General features: G+C 48.3%; 1 protein-coding gene. It reads left to right on the top strand.

The features are described 5' to 3' along the window. A partial coding sequence (gene ltrA, locus KDK15_RS14600; RefSeq protein WP_257296118.1) for a group II intron reverse transcriptase/maturase occupies positions 1–1,011 on the top strand: 1,011 nt, incomplete at both ends.

The raw sequence follows: 1,011 nt of genomic DNA, 5'->3' as shown, positions 1-1,011 counted from the left end.
CCCCCCGTCATGCGTGTAGACATCGACAAGAAAGATGGAGGCACGAGACCGCTGGGAGTACCGACAGTGGCAGACCGCGTAGCCCAAACTGTGGTCAAGATGATTATAGAGCCATTAGTGGAACCTGTTTTTCATGAAAACTCTTATGGTTATCGCCCCAATCGAAGTGCTCATCAGGCACTGGCGGTGGCTCGAAAACGCTGCTGGCGTCGTAACTGGGTGATTGATCTCGATATCAAGGGTTTCTTTGACAACCTTGATCATGGCCTCATGATGAGAGCAGTAAGGCACCACATTAAGGAATCTTGGGTTCTGTTGTATATCAAGCGTTGGCTGGAGGCTCCTGTTGATGATGGCAAGGAGCAAGTCAAGCGAACTAAGGGAACTCCGCAAGGGGGCGTAATCAGTCCTCTGCTGGCAAATTTGTTCATGCACTACGCCTTTGATCATTGGCTTGAATGTAATATCCAGCATGTCTGGTTTGAGCGTTACGCCGATGATGCGGTGATCCACTGTTGCACAAAACAGGAAGCAGAATCTGTACTGGAGCAAGTCAGGCAACGGTTAAAAGACTGTGGTCTGACACTACATCCAGTAAAGACAAAGCTGGTCTACTGCAAGGATGAGGACAGGCCGGAGCAGCATGAACATACGTCGTTTGATTTTCTGAGCTACACCTTTCGTCCAAGGATGACCAGAAGCCGGTATGGGAAGTTCTTTGTTAGTTTTCTGCCTGCAATAAGCAAAGTTTCGGCTCAGCATATTCGGGATACTATCAGGGAGCTGGGAATACCCACCAAGCGATCGCTTTACTCGCTTGAAGAGCTGGCAAAGTTGATCAATCCAATGGTTCGAGGTTGGATCAATTATTATGGGAAATTTTACCCATCTGAATTGAAGAAGGTTTTGAATTATGTGGAAGCAACACTGGTTCGCTGGGCCATGGGCAAATACAAGAAATTGAGAGGGCGAAAGTGGCGAGCTTCCCGATGTTTGGGAAGGGTGGCCAAA

The sequence above is a fragment of the Endozoicomonas sp. YOMI1 genome (assembly GCF_024606345.1).
GTDB lineage: Bacteria > Pseudomonadota > Gammaproteobacteria > Pseudomonadales > Endozoicomonadaceae > Endozoicomonas.
Note: the sequence above shows the minus strand (reverse complement) of the source record. Positions and strands in the feature narration are given on the sequence as shown.